The organism is Desulfosporosinus shakirovi (assembly GCF_020595055.1).
Classification (GTDB): domain Bacteria; phylum Bacillota; class Desulfitobacteriia; order Desulfitobacteriales; family Desulfitobacteriaceae; genus Desulfosporosinus; species Desulfosporosinus shakirovi.
In genome coordinates, this window is sequence record NZ_JAJDOO010000017.1 from 35,568 (window position 1) to 49,571 (window position 14,004).

A 14,004-nucleotide genomic window follows, 5' to 3' on the forward strand; every position below is an offset into this window, starting at 1 on the left:
TCATGACAAGTGAATATTAGTTCATATAATAGCAGAGATAAGGTCTGCAAGTTTCTACCGGGCTACCGTAAATCGTCCGACTATGAGCGAAAGTGTCCTAGGCATTTAGTCCAAGATCACAGATTATATGACTTGTCAAGAAGGTAATCTGTATTTGGATGATTTCATTGGGTAAATTGCGATCTGCAACCCCAAGCTGACAGGTTCTCTCACTCTATCTGAGTAGGATCTGTTTGCTGGGGTTTTCTTTTATCTACACAAGATCCAGTGTATCACTTTAACCAAGACTTGTTGGTAATAATTCTATGGACGTAGCAACGAAAGGAGGACATCAGAGAGTCTATAAATCTACAATTATAGTCACGAGGGTTTGTGAATCCATTTACGTACTTATATTTAGAATAATTAAGTTAGGGATATAAGGAACTTGCGACGGATGGAGTTTACTCTATCAAAAGTTTAGTTGGATTAGCTATCGAGTATGATGTTAATAAAGGAGTTGGATATTTTGCGTAATAAAGAAATGTTACTTGTCCCAGGACCAACACCAGTTGTGGATGAAATATATGACGCTCTGTCCAGTGAGACAATGGGGCACACAGATCCTCGCTTTGCAAAGATCTTTAAGAATAGCTTGGATTTAAGTAAGAAATTGTACAACACGGATGGAGAGGTTTTTGTCATTGCAGGTTCAGGGACCTTGGCGATGGAAATGGCTATCATCAATACCGTTGCCCCAGGAGAAAAGTTGCTAGTCGTAAGCCATGGTTATTTTGGTGATCGCTTTATTCCACTAGCAAAAGTTTTCGGGATACAAGTAGAGACCCTTCAAGCAGAGTGGGGCCAGCAGATCAGCAAGGAATTAGTAGAAGAAAAGTTGGCCGAGGGTGGTTACAAGGCTGTAACCGTGACTCATGTTGACACCTCAACTGGAGTAATGGCTAATGTTGAAGAATTAGTTCCGGTTGTAAAAAAAGCAGGAGCGCTTTTTATTCTTGATGGAGTATGTGCTTCTGCTGCCATGGAAGAGGATATGCAAAAAACATACGGTCAGCCAGATTACAAGATAGATGTAGTGTTGACAGGATCTCAGAAGGCGATTGGGGTTCCCCCCGGACTAGGAATTGTAGCCTTTGGACCGAAAGCGCTAGCTGCCCGTGAAGCAATGCCTTCTGTTATGGGGTATTACACAGATATTAAGAATTGGCTCCCAGTCATGAATGAGCCTGTAAAATACTTTGCTACGCCTCCGGTTAACATGATTTATGCCTTCAATAAGGGCATGGAGCTAGTCATGGCAGAAGGTCTGGAGACCCGTTATCGTCGCCATTCAGTACTGGGACGCGCTATGAGAGCTGCTTTGAAGGTCTATGGCATGAAGCCCTTGGCAGAAGAAGCGGTCGCTGCTCCAACCTTGAGTTGCATTATTTATCCTGAGGGTCTAAACGACGCGGAGTTCCGATCAAAGTTAGCTTCGAAAGGGGTTATCGTGGCTGGGGCGTTAGCGGCTTTAACTGGGAAGGCTTTCAGGATTGGGCACATGGGGAATGCCACTGAAGAAATGTTTGTTAAAGCACTCCAGATTGTTGGAGAGACTCTTCAAGAGATGGGATATACTGCTGATATAGACACAGCAGTCGATGAGTTTAAAGGAATTTATCATTCGGCCTAAAGGAAACTTAATAATTGATAACACTAATAGCTAAACATGGACTTCTGTTCTGGAAACAAGGCTGTAAGATTAACTTGCAGCCTTGTTTTTTAACATACGGAATTGTTGTAAAAAGACTGCTTCAACCTTGATTCTGATCGAACGATATACAAAATAACACTGTTAATGTTCGGAAATGTATTGACCTATGATTAAGTTTCTTGTAGAATAAACTCTAGGTCAGTAAATGAATAGTGTTCATATAGTAGCAGAGATATGGTCTGCAAGTTTCTACCGGACTGCCGTAAATGGTCCGACTATGAGCGAAAGATGTACTAAGGGCAATATGTCAAAAATGTACAGATCCAAAGACTTTCTTTAGGAAGTCTAAATTTGTTTTTGGATTATACCGCAGGGTCAGATCCCAGGCGGGCAGATTTCTCTCACCAATTTGAGTTGAAACCTGTCTGCTTGGGTTTGTTTTTTCTGCAAAAGAATTAGAGTCACTGAGGAGGGGCAAGTGTGTTTACTATTCTTGATTTAGTTCAACCAGATAACCTAGCAGAAGCTTATAAGATCTTGTCTGATAAACGAAATAATACCATTCTTGGAGGCTGTGCTTTTCTGAAAATGGGTAAAAAGCGAATTAATACAGGGATAGACCTGACTAAGCTTAAGCTTAATTATATACAGGAAAAGGATGGTTTTATTGAGATTGGGGCTATGACAAGCCTGAGAGACATTGAAACTCATCCACTGTTAAAGGAGCATTATAATGGGGTGCTTCCACAATCCGTTCGTGACATTATTGGAGTGCAGTTTAGAAACGGCGTGACTGTGGGTGCTTCGGTTTATTCTAAATACGGTTTTTCTGATCTAATCACTGCCTTGTTGTCTTTGGACACTGAGGTTGAGTTATTTAAGGCCGGTAGAATGCCTTTGACGGACTTTCTGGCTAAACCTAAGGAAAAGGACCTCATGGTTAGATTATGGATCAAGAAAAACATGCGTCAAGCATCCTATCTAAGTTTCAGAAACTCTTCCAGCGATTATGCGGTCTTAAATGTGGCGGTCTCTATGTTGAATAACTGCTGGACGATTGCTGTGGGTGCCAGGCCGAGTAAAGCCGCGATTGCGATAAGTGCTTCTGCGCTGTTATCACTGGAAGGTGCAACATCAGAAACAATTGAAGAAGCAGCGAAGAGGACATCCGAAGAGTTATCATTTGGAACGAATACGAGGGGAACAGCAACCTATCGGAAAGCCCTTTGCAGAGCGCTTGTCAAACGGGGAATAATGGAGGTATTGGCATGCAAATCGAACTAACGATTAATGATAAAGTTGTTAAATGGGAAGTCGCTAACGATGAGTTTTTAGCGGATACACTCAGATCCCATGGCTTTCTGAGTGTTAAGAAGGCTTGTGATACAAGTTGTTGCGGACTTTGTACTGTCTGGATGGATGGTAAATCGATGCTTTCCTGTTCTGTCCTTTCTCTGCGGGCACATGGCAAGAAAATCACAACTATAGAAGGATTTCCCAAGGAAGCAGAGGAATTTGCCCAAATACTCAGCGCAGAAGGGGCTGAACAATGCGGTTTTTGCAGTCCAGGTTTTATCATGAGCGTCTTAGCTATGAAGAATGAGCTGGTTAACCCTACAGAGGAAGAAATTATTCACTATTTAACGGGCAATCTATGCCGTTGTACGGGTTATATGGGACAGCTTAGAGCGATAAAGATCTATCTGGGGGTGGCTTAGAATGGAAAATGTCGGACAAAGCATTCGAAAAATAGATGGAATGGCAATTGCCATGGGCAAACCTGTGTATACTGAGGATTTAGCTATGCCTAATGCTTTAGTGGTAAAAATCCTCAGAAGCCCACACGCTTTTGCCAAGATTACGTCAATAGACATTTCCAAAGCGGAGTCTTTAGAGGGTGTACAATGTGTCCTGACCTTTAAGGATGTCCCGAACGCTCGATTTACTTTAGCTGGTCAATCTTATCCTGAACCGTCACCCTACGATCGTCTAATCCTTGATCAGATTGTGCGCTATATAGGGGATGAAGTGGCTATTATAGCGGCGGTAGACGAAAAAACTGCGCTTTTGGCTATGAAAAGAATTAAGGTTGAATATGAGGTGATGGAGCCTGTTTTAGATTTTGAGCAGGCCATAGGGCATCCTTCAGTCGTTCATCCTGAAGAGGACTTAAGCTGTAACTTTGAGATTGGACTGCAAAAGGAAAACAATATCACATCTTCCTCTCATGAAGAAGTTGGAGATGTTGACGAAGAATTTAAACGTTGTGCTGTGGTGGTAGAGGATGTCTATTATCCACAAGCTCAAGCCCATACTATGATGGAAACCTATCGGGCCTTTACCTATCTGGATCATGCAGGGAGGTTAATCGTAGTCAGTTCTACACAGGTCCCCTTTCATATTAAAAGGCAGTTGGCAAGAGCTTTACAGATCCCTGCAAGTAAGATCAGGGTAATCAAGCCTAGAATCGGTGGTGGATTTGGCGGAAAACAAACCGGGGCAGGGGATGTATTTGCCGGCCTTGTAACTTTGAAAACAGGAAAACCAGCGATGATCATTTATGATCGAAAAGAAACCTTTAGCGCTACAACAAGCCGTCATGCCATGAGATTAAAGGTTAAGTTAGGTGCAGACCAAGAGGGCTTTATTAGAGCTATCGATATGCAGGTTTTATCGGACACTGGTGCATATGGAGAGCATGCCCCGACTGTTTTAAGTTGTGTAGGGCATTACACTCTCCCGCTTTATAATAAAACAAGAGCAGTACGGTTTGACGGGAAGGCCGTATACACTAACAAAATGCCAGCCGGGGCTTTTAGAGGATATGGAGCTACTCAGGGTACATTTGCCCTGGAATCGACTGTAAATAGGTTAGCTGAACAATTAAAGATGGATCCCACGGAAATTCGCCTTAAAAATATCAGTAAGGTTGGGGAAACTTTTCTTACCGGGCAGGGAGTCATGTTAGGCAGTTCAACCTTAGATCGCTGTATTGCCAAGGGTAAAGAGCTGATTGGTTGGGAGGAAAAATTCCCGCGTCGGGTAGTCAGTTACAATAAAGTGAGAGCGGTAGGGATGGCGATCACGATGCAAGGCTCAGGGATTGCTAATATCGGGACGGCCTCGGCTGAAATTCGCTTAAATGATGATGGGAATTTCACTCTGCTCACTGGGGCTACGGATATGGGAACGGGCTGTGACACGATTCTCAGCCAGATGGCGGCAGAGATCTTAGAAGTTCCCATGGAGAAGATCATTGTCCATGCCGGAGATACGGATACTTCTCCCTATGACCCAGGGTCTTATGCTTCCAGTACTACCTATGTTGCGGGAGGGGCAGTAGTAAAGGCTGCAGAAGAGTTGAAAATGAAAATACTAGCACAGAGTGCAGCAATTTTAGGGGTTGGCCCTCAAGACGTCGAATTCGATGGCTTAGCAGTCCGCACTTTAAGTGGGGATCAAGAAATAAGCTTTGCTAAGCTAGCTGAACTTACCATCCTGGGTACGGGAAAACTTCAGTTAGTGGGTTATGCTACGCAGGGGTGTGAAGTATCCCCACCGCCATATATTGCAGGGTTTGCTGAAGTAGAAGTTGATCAAGAGACTGGAAAAGTAGACTTAATTGACTATGTGGCAGTCATAGATTGCGGTACAGTGATTAACCCAAATCTTGCGCGTATTCAAGCCGAAGGAGGGATTGCTCAAGGAATCGGAATGGCCCTCTATGAACAGGTAAGATATGATGAGATAGGAAAGATGGCTACGAACAGTTTTATGCAATATAAAATTCCCAGTCGCAAGGATGTCGGGAAGGTTCGAATAGCCTTTGAAGAAAGCTACGAACCCACGGGACCTTTTGGGGCAAAATCAATTGGAGAAGTGGTGGCTAATACTCCGCCGCCTGCCATTTCTCATGCGATTTATAATGCTGTCGGTGTTAGAGAGAATCATTTGCCGATTACTCCGGAAAAAGTTTTCTTAGGAATGCAGAAACTATAGACCATAAGAGACTGGGGGAAGTTACAACCGCCAGATATAATGGAAAAAGAGCATTTTTGATACACAGTGGAGTCTTAGGCCTGCTGAAGTATCTAAAAATGTCCTTTTTTGTTGTTTCTGTCGATTTGCATATCCATAATAATGTATACTGTGATAGATAAGATAAGCCGAGAGGTCGTGGTGAAATGACTGAAAATAATACATTTAGCAAAGAACGGCTCGCTTCAAAAACCGTAACTCTTCCACGTTTGAATCGTTTGAGCCCCTCCCTGGAAAGTACAGCTCTTAAAATCATGGAAGAATCCGGTGAGCTGGCTCAAGCAATTGGTAAACTTAGAGGGCTCAGTGGAGAGAGCCAGCGGATGAAAGAAGAGGAAGCTATGCAGATGGTGGCTCGAGAATTGGTAGATGTTGCTCAGACAGCAGTAACAATGATGTTTGTTTTAGAAGAGCAATATGGCATTAATTTGGAAGCGATTTTGAAAGAGCATATAGAAAAACTCCGGTATAAGGGATATTGTGATTAAGGGTCTAAGTTTTCAATCTTTTTTCGGAAGGTAATTTGAGTATTGTTCCGGAATAGTTTTTTTGCTATATAGGAAGAACGAAACCAATGATTTACATTGATTTTGTCGCGAAATGTTTCGTGTTTTTTCAAGATAACTTGGCAATATAATTGATTGAAGAAGGTTCATTATTCACCTTTTAAATTGAAATGTGCATAACTGCAATGCAGAAATAGTGGCTGAGATACCATTCTTTCAGCCTTTTTTTGTTTCAAATAAAATTTCTTTCATAGGAGTGGAGGAATTCATCGGAATTTACCGAATGTTGAAGATAGATGGAATGTTATAAAACGGAGGGTTTCTAATGAAAAGGATTGCCCTGGTGACAGATAGTACAGCTGATCTAACGGAAGAAGTTAAAAAGGATTTTGAGATTCATGTAATCCCACTTAAAGTAAGGTTTGGGGAGCAGGAGTATTCTGATGGGGAGCTTACAAGTGAAGACTTCTATCGACGTTTAATGGAAGATAAGATACTTCCAAAAACATCACAACCAACTCCGGAAGAGTTCAGCTGTTTATACAGTAAGTTGCTAGAGGAATATCAAGAAGTTATCTCCGTGCATATATCTTCTGCTTTGAGCGGTACATTTAATGCTGCATATCTGGCCAAGGAGAAGTTCAAAGAAAGGATCCACCTTGTAGACTCAAAAACCATTAGCCTGGGTGCAGGACTAATGGTAATGGAAGTTGCAAGGAATATTAAAGAGGGTCAAGATACCGAATGGATTCTTGAGAACCTTAAGAAGGCCAGAAAAAATATCGAAACGCTTTTCACTTTAAATACGTTGGAGTACCTGCAAAAGGGGGGGCGTATCGGGAGGGTTCAAGGTTTCATGGGCTCGCTCTTGAATATTAAGCCAATCATCCGGGTAGGAGATGACGGGGTATATCAAACTTATGGAAAAGCGCATAGTCAGAAGAAGGCGTTAGATAGTGTTATTCAGGCTTATCAAGACGTAACTAAAGGCAGGAAACCAATCCGATTGGTAGTAGCTCACGGTGCTGCACATAAGGCTGGAACATATCTGAAGGAAGCGTTAGAATATGCCTTTCAACTTCAGACAACGGTTTTTACTCAGGTGGGGCCAGTTATAGGGGTGCACACTGGGCCGGGAACGGTGGGAGCCGCTATTCAGTTTGAGTGAAAAACTAAGAACCCATGGGATAAAATCTCAAGGGTTCTTTTCATACTAATCAGTTGGCGCTAGATAAGTTTTATTTATGATACTATTTAAAAATCCTTGGCAATATAATTTAGGAAGAGAATACTTTAAACAATGATAATAAGCTTGGAATTGAGTAGATTGGCCTTGGCATATAATTAACTAATATATTGTTCGTTGGAAGGGTGAGTGCTACATAATGGGCTATTTGACACTGACATTAGCGATGGTAATTATAGTATCGGTGGGTTTTTGGTCAAGAAACCGTCGTCTCAAATCAGAGAAGAGACAAAAACAAAGTGTACCCAAAGTCTATCCTTTATCAAGAACAAAGAGCCAGACTAAACTGCGTAGAATCAAATAGGGTTAAGCTTAAGCGTGTTGATAGGTACCTGCTAAAGGCTTAACCTCTGCCTCCCAAAGCGCTTGAGTGGCAGCAGGATTTAAGTTAGGCTTTTTCATCATGGCTTTTAAGAAATCTTCTTGTTGATTAGAATTGTTATAATTTGAAATCTGAGTTAAGGCGAATTGAGCAAAGTCACGAACCATAAAGCTAAAAATTTCATCGAGTAAGGCGGAAGAAATAGTATGGATTTTGGAGTTTTCCAAGATCAGCTGGGCATAAACAATTAAAGTAAACATTTCACCCAAGGCGAGCATATAGTCAATATTTCTTAGCTGTTCCTGATTAGGGCTGGCTTGTTCTAAGAAGGAACGGAAGAGTTCAATTTGTTCTTGAAAAATAGTTACATTGGGGACTTGAATTCCTTCGTAGGCCAAACGGTAGTCTGGAAAACGGACAGACGCAAGTTTCCCTGCCTTTTGACGGAATAGATAGGAATCGTCTGCAAGATCGTCCCGTTTGGGAATAATGGAGTATTCTTGAGGATTAAAGAAATAGTTGTTAATAAACTTAATTACGAGGGCAATATTTACATGAGTCGTCCCTTCCAAGCGAGGGATCATACCGATGTCGCGGATGGCCGTTTCAAAATATGTGTCTTGTTCAAATCCTTTGGCAGCAATAGCATCGAGAAGCATTTCAATAATTTTCATCCCCTGAGTAGTAACTTTCATTTTTTGTATGGGATTAAAGAGTAAATAACGTCTGTCGTTGTCAGTGGCAGAACGGAAATAATCTAAACTTCTTAAGGCATACAACTTCATGGCAATCAGTCGGGCATAGGATTCAGTGAAAATTTTCTGGATATGTTGAAAATCAGTGACCTTATTACCGTATAATTCACGGTTTGAGGCGTGATTCAAAGCTTCATAATAAGCATGAGTACAAATACCTATAGAAGCAAATCCTAATTGAAATTTGCCAATGTTAATACTAGAAAGGGCAGAATCCCAAGCTAAAGGCCCACTTGATAGAATCTCATTCTGAGTGATTGGATAATCGATCAGTTCGTAATCTCCTACATAGGCGGTACGAACCCCAGAAGTTGAGATTTTTTTAATTAATTTGTAGTTGCGGTGTTGACTATCGACGATAAAAAATACGTAATCTTTAGAGTCCCTATATTTAGCGAAAGTCGATACTAGTGCTGCTTCATTGGCATTACCTATATAGTATTTTCCACCGTTAGCAAGGTAGTTCCCTTCGCTAGTCGAAGACAATGACATCTCATTACTGTAAAGATCTGCACCATGGGCCTTTTCGGATAATCCGAACGCAAAGATAGCACCCTCTCTTAGTTTTTCGGCCGTTAAGTGTTTGGCTTTTTCATTATCTCCCATCCAAATCGGTCCAAGTCCAAGAATGGAAACCTGGTAGGCGTACTGATAGGACAATGAATAAAATGCACTTACCTCGTTAAATTCACAGACTCGACTTAGATCAAATCGTGAGTCAGGTGCACCATATCCTGCCGGCGTTAATAAAGTAGAAAAAATTTGTTCTTTTTTAATAAGTTTTAAGAAATCTGTATACCATCGACTTGCCTGGTCATCTTCTTTGATGCTTCTGAGCCCTTTTTCCTCAAAAAAAGCAATAGTTTTCTCCATTATTTCCTTTGAATGAGAATCTTTTTGCGGACTTTCATAGTTTTGTGGATTAAGTAAGAGGGACACCAACCTCACACCTTTCTTCTTATTGATATAATGAATGACCATTCATCAATTATCATAATTATCTCATAAATACCGAGAATGTAAAGTAACATTTTCGTATCTTGCAGCAGTCGGCGCCTTAGCTTAAACCTTTCCAATCAGACCTATCAACTTAATAAGGGGTATGATTATCGTGATTTATCAAATAATAGCATATGAGAATCGTTTGATAAATTAACAATGGGTTCTGATAATAACTCTAATTTGTATTAATTTGAACTGATTATATGCCTATTAATAACTAAAGTGGCGAAGATGATTTTGGAGAGAATGTGAGGAAGAAATTATGAACAATAACGAATTCCAACTTGCTACCTTTGCAGGAGGCTGTTTTTGGTGTATGGTCAAACCGTTTGAAGAATTGTCTGGCATTGTTAAAGTGGAGTCAGGATATACTGGCGGGAATTTAGAAAATCCTACATATGAGGACGTTTGCTCTAAAAAGACAGGGCACTATGAGGCGGTACAAGTTACCTTTGATCCACTTTTGTTGTCTTACACTCAATTATTAGAGGTTTTTTGGAGACAAATTGACCCTACTAACCCAGGAGGACAGTTTGCTGATCTAGGGCAAGCCTATAAAACAGCCATTTTTTATCATAATCAGGAACAGAAGAATCTTGCCGAGGGGTCTAAAGAAAATCTGGAAAAAAGCAAGAGATTCCAGAATCCTATCGTAACGGAAATTATACCAGCTGCGACATTTTATCCCGCTGAAGAGTATCACCAGGGTTATTATAAGAAGTTTCCGTTAAGATACGGTGCCTACAGACAAGGATCAGGACGGGATACGTTTCTCGATGAACATTGGAGTCAGGATAAAGAAAAGGAACAAGAAAAGGAGCTGAAATCTAAACTGACAACGTTACAGTATGAAGTTACTCGAAAACGAGGTACAGAACCTCCTTTTCAAAATGAATATTGGAATAATGGCAGAGAAGGAATTTATGTTGATGTGATTTCTGGGGAGCCTCTTTTCAGCTCTCAAGACAAATTCGATTCTGGGTGTGGGTGGCCTAGCTTTTCGAAACCTCTCAGGCCCGAAGAGATAAAGGAAAAGCCTGATTTTAGTCATTCAATTAAGCGAACTGAAGTTGTTAGTGCAAAATCGGATGCACATCTTGGGCATGTCTTTGAGGATGGTCCTGAGCCAACTGGGCTTCGTTACTGTATCAATTCTGCAGCCCTGCGGTTTATTCCTAAAGAAGTACTAGTCGAAGAGGGTTATGGAAGCTACTGTGAAATGTTTAAATAAAGAACGTAAATAACTCAATCGATTCATTATTCCTCTTGGGCCTTTCGACCAGTGTTCCGAAGAATTGTGCTAATATGCATGCAAAGATCAGAAAAAGAGAAAAACCTCCTCGGTTTGACCTGGGAGGTTTTAATATATGGATGTCTACCAATTGTTACGCGGGGCGGGGTGGAAGCAATCCCGACAATACACCGGCTTCTCACCAGACGGTCGAAACGGAACTGTGGTTTCCTTTCCACATGTAGCACAGGTGGCAGGGAACATTTCCCGTTCTTGACGGTTATTGTTATATCCGCCCGAAGAACGATTCTGAGCCTTTTTTTCTGCACGGCATTGGGGACATCTTCCGGGTTCATTCGTAAACCCTTTCTCTGCAAAGAATTCTTGTTCTGACGCGGAGAAAACAAATTCTTGGCCACAATCCCGACAAGTCAAAATCTTGTCATTAAACATAAATAAACACCTCTTTAGTTCTTAGTGGATATCGTCGTGTTCAGGGGATCTGCAATATTATTGCCTGATGTCACACACCGATAATATAGAGTATAACCAAAGTTTTGTTTTCTTATTAGACATGCTTGTGATTAAGACTTTGATCGATGGATACCTTAATTAGGGATTATGGATTTTCTGATATTTCGGGGTCTGATATCACCTTGGGCGGTTGTGGACGGGTCGCTTTGATAACTAGGTAAATACCGCCTAAGATAAGCAAGAGTGGAATTAAACTCCCTCTAAGTAAGTTGTAATAATCCCAGTTTCCAATCAGACGAGGCAAGAATGAATATCGGTCTATTTGCCTTATAAGGCTGAGAAGGCCGACTATTATTATTGTAGATCCTATCATGCGACGATTTTTCAAAAGAGGAGTATAATCAAACAATTGACGGTCAAAGAGATCCTGATCGATGATAGCCTGCCCGTTTTCAAACCGCTTCCTTAAATGATGGCTCTCAAAGAAACTGAAAAACCAAGTGGGTATTACTATGAAAGGAATGAGGAAATCCAAACCGATAAAGTTAATAAGTGTGATTCCGCCAAAAGTGATGATCATCAGCTGAAGACCACGCCGAAAAAGGCCCAAATGCATGTGCGCAGCACCAGGAATCAGGCTGTAGCAGAGAAACAGGAATTTCTCTAGAAAGGTTTTTCTAGGAATGCCCGCAGGTGAATTTGTTGACGCTGGGTTGAAACTGAGATTTTGTTCAAGGCACTGGCGGCAGGCGGTTTTATCGTCTACTTTAATTGTGCATTCCGAGCAGATTGGATTTTTACATTTCACGCATATGGCTTGGGCTTCTTGATTGGGATGATATTTGCAATTCATGGGTAAATCCCCCTTTTTCTATTTTGACAATCTCAGAGATTCAATCTTTTCAAGAGCGTCGTTAGCAACTTGGCTCATTTTATCGAAGGGAATAGTAATTTGCTTACCTAGCTCGGTATGCAATTCGGTCATCTGACCGTTTTCAGATCCAGGGCTCAAGGTGGTTAGGTTCAGTGCGAAAAGGAGGATTCCCGCTGCGATCATGCTAACGCCCCAGTTTTTTAACTCGAAAAGGTGGAAGGGGTTAGTGCTAACGATGGTTTCCCTATATCGATTCTTATCAATAGCCTTCATAACGTTGATTTTGATATCTAGAGGAGGACAGAGGATTACTTGCTTTTTTGCCAAGCTCTCTAATGTCTCCTGAATAATTGCAACGATACTGCGGCATTCAGGGCAATGCGCTAGATGAGAAGCCATTTCGTCTCGTTCTGCCTCGCTCAAACTGTATTTAACGTAGCTGTGCCAGTTGTCCCGGCTTCGATAACAGGTCATGGTCTTCACCTCCAGAAGATTTAGGTTGGAGTTTGTCTCTTAACATTTTTCGCCCCCGAAACAAGCGAGTTTCCACCGTTCTTTTGGGTATATCCGTTATGTCTGCAATTTGTTGGGGACTGAAGTCTTCAAAGTAGTAAAGGATAAGGACTGTACTGTAGATTGCCGGCAGGCTCCCGACTGCTGCTTGTACTTCAGAGGTAATCTCCTGCTGTAGAAACAAGTCTTCTGGGCTGTCTTCGTCAGAAGAGAGATTATCCAGACTGAAAGATTCTACATATGTGGGTTTTTTCTTCCGACACCAATCGAGGCAATGGTTTACTGCAATTCGGTAGAGCCAAGTGGAAAACGCAGAGCCCTGTTTGAATCCAGCCAGATTGTTATAGGCCTTGATAAAAATATCCTGGGTGAGGTCGCGGGCGTCTTCAACATTCTGAGTATAATAATAAACTGCCCTGTATAATCCTGTCTGATAGCGCTCCACGATATCTCCATATCGCTCCCCATTTCCTGATAGGATAGATTTAATTAATTCTTCATCCCCTTTGAGGATGTTTTGAGCTTCATCATCATGCAAATACCGTTCACCGCCCTTACTACCCTTTAGACGTATCGATGCTGGATTATACTTCAATTAAAATGAAATTCTTAGCTGAATATTTAAAAAGAAGAACCTCGCCGGTCTTTTGACTGGGGAGGTTTTCCTTTAGGTGACTTGCTAATTATATGTAGAATAGAGGCTAAATAGGTTGTTTCACCTTGCGCTGAAAATATAGAAATATCGGTAGAGGAACGATAATCCAACCGAAGCTCTTAATTAGGCTATTTAGGGCTCTTTGTTTGGTTAAGGATCGTTCATCATTAACAATTCGATCGTATTGCTCTTTTAACTCTGCATCACTTAGAGTTTGAGATGGATTAGCAGGCGTTGGAACCTCTCCTTTATATTGGGGTTGCATCTTATATTGCTCAAAGCTCTGATAATAACCAGGTGGAGCAACAATATCAGCCACAGCCATAAAAGCAGCTACTGTCCCCCCAATCGTCATCATCAACGTTGCGAATAGTATCAAATAAACATAGACGGTTTTAATCATTTCATTACCTCTTTCCGCAGATTCTTCGTTACCTTTTTTAATTCGTATCACACTTGCGATGATTAAAATGATTAGTACTAAGGGTACGATACCGATCAGAATGCTCATTGTTATGTTGACCACCCCACTTTGCTTTATTATAAGTAGATTTACTTCTACAGATTTCACTATAACCCCTTTTTAATGGTTTTGGTAAAGTTCGATTTTAATTTTGATACTGGTTTAGCAAGCTTGGTTTAGACATATTAGTGATAGAAGTCCCGCAGGGGTAAGTTTAGATGTATTGTTTTTG

At 41.3% G+C, this 14,004-nt stretch carries 13 protein-coding genes and 2 riboswitches; of the genes, 7 read left to right on the plus strand and 6 right to left on the minus strand.

Annotated features, from left to right (window positions below):
* The first annotated feature begins 1 nt into the window (after position 1).
* Positions 2 to 103, plus strand: a riboswitch (purine riboswitch).
* Positions 104 to 508: 405 nt separating this feature from the next.
* The 6 genes from LJE72_RS15165 (at position 509) to LJE72_RS15190 (ending at position 7,405) form a co-directional block, all read left to right on the plus strand.
* The gene (locus LJE72_RS15165) at positions 509 to 1,672 is read left to right on the plus strand and encodes a pyridoxal-phosphate-dependent aminotransferase family protein (RefSeq protein ID WP_229248564.1); all 1,164 of its coding nucleotides are present in this window, start codon (positions 509 to 511) and stop codon (positions 1,670 to 1,672) included.
* A 217-nt stretch (positions 1,673 to 1,889) separates the two neighbouring features.
* A riboswitch (purine riboswitch) is annotated at positions 1,890 to 1,991 on the plus strand.
* A gap of 182 nt (positions 1,992 to 2,173) precedes the next feature.
* On the plus strand, positions 2,174 to 2,977 hold the full coding sequence (locus tag LJE72_RS15170; RefSeq protein WP_229248565.1) for an FAD binding domain-containing protein: 804 nt from the start codon (positions 2,174 to 2,176) through the stop codon (positions 2,975 to 2,977).
* Complete coding sequence (locus LJE72_RS15175; RefSeq protein ID WP_229248566.1) at positions 2,962 to 3,411, plus strand: (2Fe-2S)-binding protein; 450 nt, start codon at positions 2,962 to 2,964, stop codon at positions 3,409 to 3,411. The genes LJE72_RS15170 and LJE72_RS15175 overlap by 16 nt, the downstream gene beginning before the upstream one ends.
* A gap of 1 nt (position 3,412) precedes the next feature.
* On the plus strand, positions 3,413 to 5,692 hold the full coding sequence (locus tag LJE72_RS15180; protein WP_229248567.1) for a xanthine dehydrogenase family protein molybdopterin-binding subunit: 2,280 nt from the start codon (positions 3,413 to 3,415) through the stop codon (positions 5,690 to 5,692).
* A gap of 185 nt (positions 5,693 to 5,877) precedes the next feature.
* Complete coding sequence (locus tag LJE72_RS15185) at positions 5,878 to 6,219, plus strand: MazG-like family protein (RefSeq protein WP_229248569.1); 342 nt, start codon at positions 5,878 to 5,880, stop codon at positions 6,217 to 6,219.
* A gap of 343 nt (positions 6,220 to 6,562) precedes the next feature.
* Positions 6,563 to 7,405 carry a DegV family protein gene (locus LJE72_RS15190; protein WP_229248570.1) on the plus strand — a complete coding sequence of 281 codons (843 nt, stop codon included), beginning with the start codon at positions 6,563 to 6,565 and terminating at the stop codon, positions 7,403 to 7,405.
* Positions 7,406 to 7,795: 390 nt separating this feature from the next.
* Here the strand turns inward: LJE72_RS15190 and LJE72_RS15195 are convergent, their stop codons facing one another.
* Positions 7,796 to 9,499: an acyl-CoA dehydrogenase gene (locus tag LJE72_RS15195; protein ID WP_229248571.1), complete on the minus strand. Its 1,704-nt coding sequence runs from the start codon at positions 9,497 to 9,499 to the stop codon at positions 7,796 to 7,798.
* 325 nt (positions 9,500 to 9,824) lie between these two features.
* Between LJE72_RS15195 and msrB the strand changes: the two genes are divergently transcribed.
* Entirely contained in the window at positions 9,825 to 10,793 is a 969-nt protein-coding gene (gene msrB / locus LJE72_RS15200) for a peptide-methionine (R)-S-oxide reductase MsrB (protein ID WP_229248572.1), read from the plus strand.
* 144 nt (positions 10,794 to 10,937) lie between these two features.
* Here msrB and LJE72_RS15205 read toward each other — a convergent pair whose 3' ends face one another.
* The 5 genes from LJE72_RS15205 to LJE72_RS15225 form a co-directional block, all read right to left on the minus strand.
* Entirely contained in the window at positions 10,938 to 11,246 is a 309-nt protein-coding gene (locus LJE72_RS15205) for a zinc-ribbon domain containing protein (RefSeq protein ID WP_229248573.1), read from the minus strand.
* Positions 11,247 to 11,412: 166 nt separating this feature from the next.
* Positions 11,413 to 12,120, minus strand: coding sequence for a B-box zinc finger protein (locus LJE72_RS15210; RefSeq protein WP_229248574.1), 708 nt, complete (start codon positions 12,118 to 12,120; stop codon positions 11,413 to 11,415).
* An 18-nt stretch (positions 12,121 to 12,138) separates the two neighbouring features.
* Complete coding sequence (locus LJE72_RS15215; RefSeq protein WP_229248575.1) at positions 12,139 to 12,615, minus strand: anti-sigma factor family protein; 477 nt, start codon at positions 12,613 to 12,615, stop codon at positions 12,139 to 12,141.
* Entirely contained in the window at positions 12,572 to 13,192 is a 621-nt protein-coding gene (locus LJE72_RS15220; RefSeq protein WP_229248576.1) for an RNA polymerase sigma factor, read from the minus strand. Before LJE72_RS15220 ends, LJE72_RS15215 begins: the two co-directional genes overlap by 44 nt.
* 163 nt (positions 13,193 to 13,355) lie before the next feature.
* On the minus strand, positions 13,356 to 13,820 hold the full coding sequence (locus tag LJE72_RS15225) for a hypothetical protein (protein WP_229248577.1): 465 nt from the start codon (positions 13,818 to 13,820) through the stop codon (positions 13,356 to 13,358).
* Positions 13,821 to 14,004 lie beyond the last annotated feature (184 nt).

Bases quoted from the DNA above. Each gene is read 5' to 3' on its own strand.
- LJE72_RS15190 (WP_229248570.1), top strand. From the start codon at position 6,563: ATGAAAAGGATTGCCCTGGTGACAGATAGTACAGCTGATCTAACGGAA.
- LJE72_RS15210 (WP_229248574.1), bottom strand. From the start codon at position 12,120: ATGAATTGCAAATATCATCCCAATCAAGAAGCCCAAGCCATATGCGTG.
- LJE72_RS15180 (WP_229248567.1), top strand. From the start codon at position 3,413: ATGGAAAATGTCGGACAAAGCATTCGAAAAATAGATGGAATGGCAATT.
- LJE72_RS15185 (WP_229248569.1), top strand. From the start codon at position 5,878: ATGACTGAAAATAATACATTTAGCAAAGAACGGCTCGCTTCAAAAACC.
- LJE72_RS15215 (WP_229248575.1), bottom strand. From the start codon at position 12,615: ATGACCTGTTATCGAAGCCGGGACAACTGGCACAGCTACGTTAAATAC.
- LJE72_RS15225 (WP_229248577.1), bottom strand. From the start codon at position 13,820: ATGAGCATTCTGATCGGTATCGTACCCTTAGTACTAATCATTTTAATC.
- LJE72_RS15175 (WP_229248566.1), top strand. From the start codon at position 2,962: ATGCAAATCGAACTAACGATTAATGATAAAGTTGTTAAATGGGAAGTC.
- msrB (WP_229248572.1), top strand. From the start codon at position 9,825: ATGAACAATAACGAATTCCAACTTGCTACCTTTGCAGGAGGCTGTTTT.
- LJE72_RS15205 (WP_229248573.1), bottom strand. From the start codon at position 11,246: ATGTTTAATGACAAGATTTTGACTTGTCGGGATTGTGGCCAAGAATTT.